The following is a 7,099-nucleotide window of genomic DNA, read 5'->3' as shown; positions in this document are numbered from 1 at the left end:
CCACGGGATCCCCCGTGGCCGCCCTGTGGCGTAGCTAGTTTTTAGCTTTGATTACCGTTTGGCATTAGGCGGCTGCGGAGGCCTTGTCGGTCGTCGCCTTGCCGTTGCTCTGCTGGCCCTCAAAATGCTTGTGGCACCAGCTGGTGACCAGCGGGGTCAAAATAGCCGTCACGATTGCGCAGGCAGCAACCTGTGCCGTAGCCGTCGCGAGCACCGCACCGCCGTACAAGGCCTCGTTGACGCTTGCCATGGCAGCAGGCGTGGCCACATTGGCTCCGGCGCAGCTCGAAATGGCCGCACCTGCGACACCCGTACCGCCCGTGAGCTTATCGACCGCGATGACGGGAATTGCAAAGACCACCGAGCAGATCACGCCGAGCAGAATACCGGGAAGACCGCCATTAATGAGCTGACCAAAGGTCATGGTCGAGCCCATGGCAAAGAAGACGAGCACGATGATGGCGGAAAGCGCCGGAGCCATCATCTTCTTAAAGCTGGGGAACAGGTTGCCCAGGATAATGCCGACGACGATCGGCAGGATGGCGCCCACGAGCGACCAGCCAATCGGAGCCTGACCGGCGGCGCCGAGCACGATCATCGTGACCGGAGGGCCGACAACGAGCGTGGTGATTGCGACGGCGCCACGCTCGGCCTCGTTGCCCATGGTGCCCATCAGACCAGCGTACATAGCGTTGTTGGCGCCGGTGCAAGCCGCCAGCATCACCATGGCAGAGATGCCAAACAAGTTGTCGTTGAATACATAAAGGATGAGCAGCGACACGGCAACGACCACGACCTGCTTGACGGCAATGATAATGGCGCCGCGGGCAGCGGCGGCAGGAGCACTCTTAAACGAAATCGTCGTACCGACGATGAGCAAAAAAGCGCCCACGAGCGGGCCAGCGCCCTGCTGAGTCATGCCAAGCGTAAAGCTGCCGAGCGTTTTGAACAGGTCGGGGAATAGCGTGTTGAGCAGACAGCCCAACAGAAGCGGCACCAAAATATTGGCGCCCGGGATGGAGGACATCTTAAAGAACGGCTCCTTTGCCGCCGGCGCCTCCACCGCAGTCGATTCACTCATATATATCTCCTTTGGATGCATGCGATTCGTAGCCGCACGCGCCTATATCAGAAAGAAGGCGACGGTCCCGAGTCGCAGGAGCCGTCGCCAAACGATCACCGCGGGGTATTACCCGTCCAGGACGATGCCGCCGTCGCAGTCACCAATCTCGCCGTTCACGAAGCTGGCGAGGTCGGAAGCGAAGAACAGCACCATCTGCGCAGGCTCGCTGGCCTGGGCGGCGCGGCCCAGAGGAATACCGTTGATGATGCGCTGAGAGTTCTCGTCAGAGAGAATCGAGGTCATATCGGTCAACGTGAGCGACGGGCACACGGCGTTGCAGCGGACGCCAAACTTGCCGCCTTCCTTGGCGACCGCCTTGGTCAGGCCATTGACACCGGCCTTGGAACTCGCGTAGGCCGCGGTGCCGAGCAGGCCGCCGCCGATCTTGCCAGCAACAGAGCTTACGTTGACGATAGTGCCGGCATGGGCCGCCTTAAAGTGCGGGTACACGGCGTTCATCATGGTAAAGGTGCCGTTGAGGTTGATGTCGATGGTGCGACGCCACTCGGTGTCATCGATCTCGTCGAACTTCTTGGTGCTGATGACGCCAGCGCAGTTGATCAGGATGTTGGTTTGCGGCAGGTCCGTAAAAATCTGCTCGACGGTCTCGCGCGCCTTGGGCGCATCGGCAACATCGAGCTGATAGAACTTGTTGCCCTCGCCAAGCTCGGCCACAGCGGCCTCGCCCTTAGCAGCGTTCCTTGCGATGAGCGCGACGTGTCCGCCGCCCGCAACGATACCCTTGGCGATCTCGAGGCCAATGCCCTGAGTGCCACCGGTAACGATCGCGGTTTTACCCGTGAAGTCAAATGCCATGACTCCATCCCCCTTTATGTAAGGTGTCTCCTTGCGGGAAGTTGGAGCATCGCACGTGGCGATTATATGAGTCCCAGTCGTCATGGTGGTGACAACCCCTCGCCTAACCGCGTGCATAATAGTTCTTTGAAACGCTTCAGCAATTGAATGATTTTAAGTCTTAATCCACTCTTAATATTGCCTAGCGGCCAAGTAGATTTTTGGGACATGCTTAGAAATCCACCGAATGGGATGGTTGAGTGGGAGTATCATCTTTCACCGAAAATAGTTTCTAGTGTTAGGGGTTTTCGGTGGAAGATACCGATTTCCGTGAACTTGGGCGCCAGCTCCTTACCGAGTTCGGCAGCATGCATCAGCGCATTTCGCGCTTTGCGGACAAAGCCCTCGGCGGCGAGATGGCCGTCATGCGCGCCCTCATACTCGCCGGCGGTTCGCTCACGCCGAGCGAACTCGCTGATCGCGCCTGGGTCTCGAGTGCCCGCATCGCCAATATCCTACGCGCTCTCGAAGCCAAGGGCTGGGTCGAGCGCGAGCACTCAAAGACCGACCGTCGTCGCGTGCACGTCACGGTGACCGACAAAGGATTCCAGGATCTCGAAATCAAACGTCGGGAATTCGAGAACCGCACCGCGGCCTTCCTCGAGCAGCTCGGCGAAACAGATACCCAAGAGATGGTGCGTCTTCTAAGGCGTGCCAACGAAATTATCGACCGCAATCAAGAAAGGAGAGATGCCGAATGAGGATTCTCAAGCTCTTTAAAAAGCATATCCTGGCACTGTTCGCAGCTATCGTACTTATCGTAATCAGCTGCAACGCCGATCTGGCACTGCCTACCTACATGAGTGATATCGTCGACGTGGGTGTACAGCAAGGCGGCATCGCCTCGCCCATGCCCGACACCATCCGCGCCGAATCGCTCGACGACCTCGAACTCTTTATGAGCGCCAAGGACGCCAAGGCTGTGGAGGCCGTGTTTAGCAAGGCTGACAAAAACGGCATTCGAACGTACATGGGCACCGAGGAAGAGCGTGCCGATGGCAGCAAGCTCGCCGATATCATGAGCCTGCCCGAGACTGTTGTCCTTTCGCTCAACCAGGGCATCGACGCCAACTCCATGGGCGACATGATGGGCTCGTCCAGCGAGAAAGACGACAACGCTGCCCAGGCCATGCCCACCCCCGAGCAAATGGCAGCGATGACGCCCGAGCAGCTCGCCGAGATGCAGCAGAAGGCCGCGGCGGCGCAGAACATGCAAAAGCAGATTGATGCCGACGGCGGTAAGATCACTATGAAGAGCCTGCGCCTGGGTGTCGAGGGCGGTCTGGTAGACCAAAGCAAGCTCGTCGAGGGCGCCAACCAAATGGCGGACAAAATGGGCTCCATGTCGGGCTCCATCGTCACCCAGCGCGCCGTGAGCTATGTACAGGACGAGTACAAGGCGCAGGGCATCGACCCCGCCGACGTGCAGAACGCCTACCTGAGCCGCATGGCGACCACGATGTTTGGACTGTGCCTCGTGTCGCTCGTCGCCACCATCCTGACCGGTGCCGTGGCTTCGCGCACCGCCTGCTCCATCGCCCGCGACCTGCGCCGCGAGACCTTCAACAAGGTTATGCACTTCTCGCCGGCCGAGGTGGGCAAGTTTAGCCAGGCCTCGCTCATCACCCGCTGCACCAACGACATTCAGCAGATCCAGATGGCCGCAACTCTGTTTATCCGCATGTGTCTGATGGCCCCCGTCATGGGCATCGTCGCCGTCATGCGCGTCCTGGCCAACCATACCGGCCTGGAGTGGACCATCGCCGTTGCCATCATCGCGGTCTCGGCCGTCGTCGGCGTGCTTATGGGCCTCACCATGCCCAAGTTCAAAAAGATGCAAAGCTTTGTTGACCGCGTGAACCTTACCGCCCGCGAGCTGCTCGACGGCCTTATGCCCATCCGCTCGTTCAACCGCGAGGAACATGAGCTCGAACGTTTTGACAAGGCGTCGCTCGACCTGATGACCACGCAGCTCTACACCAACCGAGCCATGAGCTTTATGATGCCGCTCATGATGCTCGTCATGAACTGCATCACCGTGCTTATCGTCTGGTTTGGCGCGCAGGGCGTGTCCGACGGCGTGATGCAGGTCGGCAACATGATGGCGTTTATCTCCTACACCATGCAGATCGTCATGGCGTTTATGATCCTCACCATGGTTTCGGTCATCCTGCCCCGTGCCGAGGTCGCAGCCGAGCGCGTAGATGAGGTCATCACCTGCCCCACGAGCATCAACGACCCTGCCTCGCCCAAACTGCCCGCGGCCAGCTCGCCGCGCGGTGAGCTCACCTTCCGCGACGTGAGCTTCCAGTACCCCGATGCCCGCGCCGACGTCATTAGCGGTGTGAACTTCACCACGCATGCCGGTCAGATGCTCGGCATCATTGGCTCCACGGGCTCGGGCAAGTCCACGCTCGTACAGCTGATTCCGCGCCTGTACGACGTCACGGGCGGCAGCATTTCGCTCGACGGCATCGACGTGCGCGACATGACCCTTTCCGAGCTGCGCCGCCGCATTGGTTACATCCCGCAGCAAGGGCGTCTGTTCTCGGGCACCGTCGAGAGCAACCTCAAGTTTGCCGGCGACATGGTGAGCGATGATGACATGCGCCAGGCCGCGCGCATCGCACAGGCCGAGGACTTTATCGCCGAGCGTGAGGGCGGTTACGACTCCCCCATCAGCCAGGGCGGCTCCAATGTTTCGGGTGGTCAGCGCCAGCGTCTGGCCATCGCCCGCGCATTGGCCAAAAAGCCCGAGGTCGTGGTGTTCGATGACTCGTTTAGTGCCCTCGACTACAAGACCGACGCGCGCCTGCGCGAGGAGCTGGCCAAAAACGTTACCGACGCCGCACTCGTGGTCGTGGCCCAGCGCATCGCGACCATCATGCACGCCGACCAGATCATCGTGCTCGACGACGGCCACGTAGTGGGCACCGGCACGCACGAGGAGCTGCTGCGCAGCTGCCCGGCGTACCTGGAGATCGCACAGTCGCAGCTTTCCGCCGAGGAGCTGGGGCTTACCCAAGAAGAAATTGCAGCCGTCATGGAAGGAGGCGAGCGCTAATGGCAGACGAGACCAAGACTCAGATTCCCAAGCCCACCCGCCAGCGTGGTCCCATGGGCCGCATGGGTGGCATGCGTCGTGGCGAAAAGGCCAAGGACTTTAAGGGCACCATGAGGCAGCTGCTCGGCTATATCGGCCAGCACAAGATTGCCGTGTTTGCCGCCGTCGCCTTTGCCGTGTGCTCGGTCATCTTTAACATTGTGGGACCCAAGGTGCTCGGCCAGGTTACGACCAAGCTGTTCGAAGGCCTGGTCGCCAAGGTCAACGGCACCGGCGACGTTGACTTTGACTGGATCGCCAAGACGCTCGGCTTTTTGCTCTGCCTGTATCTGGCGAGCTCTGTCTGCAGCCTGGTCCAGGGCTGGCTCATGACCGGCGTCACGCAAAAGATCTGCTACCGCATGCGCAAGGAAATCGCCGCCAAGATTGCCGTCGTGCCGATGAGTTACTTCAACGGCCACAGCAAGGGAGACGTACTCAGCCGCATCACCAACGACGTCGATACGCTCGGCCAGTCGCTCAACCAGAGCGTGACGCAGCTCATCACGTCGGTGACGCAGATTATCGGCGTTCTCGTCATGATGCTTTCGATCAGCCTGCCGCTTACCGGCGTCACCGTGCTCACGCTGCCGGCCGCCGCGATTATCCTGACCGTGATGATTCACTTCTCGCAGCCGTACTTCCGCGAGCAACAGCAAGTCCTTGGCACCGTCAACGGCATTATCGAGGAGGACTTTGCCGGCCAGAACGTCATTCAGGTTTTCGACCGCGCCGAGGCCTCAATCGAGGAGTTCGACCGTCAAAACGACCGTCTCTTTATTAGTGGCTGGCGCTCGCAGTTCCTGTCGGGCCTGATGATGCCGCTCATGAGTCTGGTGGGCAACATGGGCTACGTGGGCGTCGTCGTGGTGGGCGCGCAGCTCGCGCTGACCGGCAATGCCACGCCCGGCGACATCCAGAGCTTTATCCAGTACGTTCGCAACTTTACGCAACCCGTGCAGCAGCTGGGCAACGTGAGCAACACGATGCAGTCGATGGCTGCCGCCACCGAGCGCGTCTTTGAGTTCCTGGCCGCGCCCGAGGAGGAGCAGAAGGCCGACGCGCAGATTCCCGAGAAGCGCCCCGGCCACGTGGTGTTTGACCATGTCAAGTTTGGCTACACGCCCGACAAGATCATCATCCACGACTTTAGCTGCGAGGCGCAGCCCGGCCAGACCATCGCCATCGTCGGCCCCACCGGCGCCGGCAAGACCACGCTCATTAAGCTGCTGCAGCGCTTCTACGACGTGGACGGCGGCTCGCTGCGTGTCGAGGGCGTCGATGTGCGCGACTGGGACCGCGCGGCACTGCGCGGCGAGTTTGCCATGGTGCTGCAGGACACCTGGCTGTTTAACGGCACCATCCGCGAGAACATCCGCTACGGACGCCCCGACGCAAGCGATGCCGAGGTCGAGGCCGCTGCGCGCGCCGCACGCTGCGACCACTTTATTCATACGCTCGCCGGTGGCTACGACTTTATGATCAACGAGGAGGGCACCAACCTGTCGCAGGGTCAGCGCCAGCTCGTGACCATCGCCCGTGCCATTTTGGCCGACCGCCCGGCACTGATTCTGGACGAGGCGACCTCCAACGTCGATACCCGTACCGAGGAGCTTATTCAGCGCGCCATGGATGCACTGATGCAGGGCCGCACCAGTTTTGTCATCGCGCACCGCCTGTCCACGATCCGAAACGCCGACGTAATCCTGGTAATCCGCGACGGCGACATCGTCGAGAAGGGCACGCACGACGAGCTGCTCGCCCAGGGTGGCTTCTACGCCGACCTGTACAACTCGCAGTTCGACGAGGCGGCGTAAAAACCGGCGACAAACAACCGCAATGCCAAGAAAACGGGGGCGCAGGACAACCTGTGCCCCCGTTTTCTTGTTCTGCGACCCTCAAACCGCCTCCCCTGGGACCTGATTGACAGCCCCTTCGAGGCCCCGTGGGCAAAAAATGGCAAATATGAGTACTGCTACCTTTTTAGTAACAGCCAAAACAGCCCCAAATGCCGTTTT

The 7,099-nt window shown here is 60.5% G+C and carries 5 protein-coding genes; 3 read left to right on the top strand and 2 right to left on the bottom strand.

What is annotated here, in order from left to right; genetic code table 11:
- Positions 1-64: 64 nt before the first annotated feature.
- A complete protein-coding gene (locus tag I2D57_RS01890; protein WP_229055565.1) occupies positions 65-1,081 on the bottom strand; it encodes a 2-keto-3-deoxygluconate permease in 1,017 nt (338 codons plus the stop codon).
- A 108-nt stretch (positions 1,082-1,189) separates the two neighbouring features.
- Positions 1,190-1,939, bottom strand: coding sequence for an SDR family NAD(P)-dependent oxidoreductase (locus I2D57_RS01885; protein ID WP_006234857.1), 750 nt, complete (start codon positions 1,937-1,939; stop codon positions 1,190-1,192).
- 290 nt (positions 1,940-2,229) lie between these two features.
- Between I2D57_RS01885 and I2D57_RS01880 the strand changes: the two genes are divergently transcribed.
- Genes I2D57_RS01880 through I2D57_RS01870 form a run of 3 tightly spaced genes read left to right on the top strand, consistent with a single transcriptional unit; the run spans position 2,230 to position 6,898 of the window.
- Complete coding sequence (locus I2D57_RS01880; protein ID WP_195361279.1) at positions 2,230-2,679, top strand: MarR family winged helix-turn-helix transcriptional regulator; 450 nt, start codon at positions 2,230-2,232, stop codon at positions 2,677-2,679.
- Entirely contained in the window at positions 2,676-5,042 is a 2,367-nt protein-coding gene (locus I2D57_RS01875; protein ID WP_195361278.1) for an ABC transporter ATP-binding protein, read from the top strand. Before I2D57_RS01880 ends, I2D57_RS01875 begins: the two co-directional genes overlap by 4 nt.
- Positions 5,042-6,898 carry an ABC transporter ATP-binding protein gene (locus I2D57_RS01870; protein WP_195361277.1) on the top strand — a complete coding sequence of 619 codons (1,857 nt, stop codon included), beginning with the start codon at positions 5,042-5,044 and terminating at the stop codon, positions 6,896-6,898. The genes I2D57_RS01875 and I2D57_RS01870 overlap by 1 nt, the downstream gene beginning before the upstream one ends.
- The last annotated feature ends 201 nt before the right edge of the window (positions 6,899-7,099 follow it).

The organism is Collinsella aerofaciens (assembly GCF_015553355.1).
Classification (GTDB): Bacteria; Actinomycetota; Coriobacteriia; order Coriobacteriales; family Coriobacteriaceae; genus Collinsella; species Collinsella aerofaciens_V.
The sequence above is the reverse complement of the archived record's forward strand: the minus strand, read 5'-3'. Positions and strand labels throughout refer to the sequence as shown.